The following is a 1,160-nucleotide window of genomic DNA, read 5'->3' on the forward strand; positions in this document are numbered from 1 at the left end:
AACCGCGACGACGTCAACCCCGCCCGACCCGCATACCCATACGCAACGCCGACACCGGCCACATACAACTCACCCACCACACCGGCCGACACCCGCCGCAGCCCGCCATCGAGCACGAACAACGCCGCCCCAGCCACCGGCGAACCGATGGGCACCACCCCCGCACCCGCCGACAGCGGCGCACTGGCGGCCGCATACACCGTCGCCTCGGTCGGGCCATAGGCGTTGATCAGCACACGACCCGGCGCCCACCGCGCCACCAACTCCACCGGGCACGCCTCACCGGCCACCACCAACGCCGTCGACTCCAACCCCTGCGGCGACAACACCCCCACCGCCGAAGGTGTCTGGTTCAACACGGTGACCTGCTCGCGAATCAACAAGGCGTGCAAGTCATCCGGTGAGGTGGCCACCTCCTCGGGCACCACCACCAACCGCCCGCCATACAACAACGCGCCGAAAATCTCGTACACCGACACGTCAAACATCAGCGAATGCCACTGCGACCACACCCGCCCGGGCCCGACCGCCAGGCCACCAGCCTCGGCGGTCAACAACTCGGTCACGCTGCGGTGCGCAACTGCCACACCTTTCGGGACACCGGTCGTGCCCGAGGTGTAGATCAGGTAAGCGACATCATCGGCGTCCGGCACCGTCGGCAACGAAGTGCTGCGTTGGCGACCCACAGCCGAATCATCGACATCGATTACCACCACTGCAGAACCGTCCAGCCGATCGGCCAGCGCCTGCGTCGTCAGCGCGGCGACGGGCGTCGCGTCGGCCATCATGAACTCGATCCGCGCGGCGGGCAGTGCGGGATCGATCGGCACATAGGCCGCCCCCGTCTTGAGCACCGCCAAAATCGCCACGATCGCCTCGGCCGAACGCGGCACCAGCAACGCCACGCACCGCCCCGGACCCGCACCCCGCCCAACCAACAAGTGCGCCAACCGATTCGAAGCCTCGTCCAGCTCCCGATACGAGACCGAGCGGCCCGCACAGGTCAACGCCACCGCTTCGGGCGTGCGCGCCACCTGCGCGGCAAACACCTCAGGGATCGACACCGACACCGACGGGCGGCCCAACACCGCCCGGTTGCCCCACTCATCCAGCCCGACCTGCTCATCGTCATCGAGCAGATCAATCGACAGCAACCGCCG

Annotated in this window: 1 protein-coding gene; it reads right to left on the reverse strand. The window is 67.9% G+C overall.

What is annotated here, in order from left to right:
- A partial coding sequence (locus A5686_RS20825) for an amino acid adenylation domain-containing protein (RefSeq protein ID WP_156750161.1) occupies window positions 1-1,160 on the reverse strand: 1,160 nt, incomplete at both ends.

The organism is Mycobacterium sp. E2479, assembly GCF_001667925.1.
In the GTDB taxonomy this organism is placed as follows: domain Bacteria; phylum Actinomycetota; class Actinomycetes; order Mycobacteriales; family Mycobacteriaceae; genus Mycobacterium.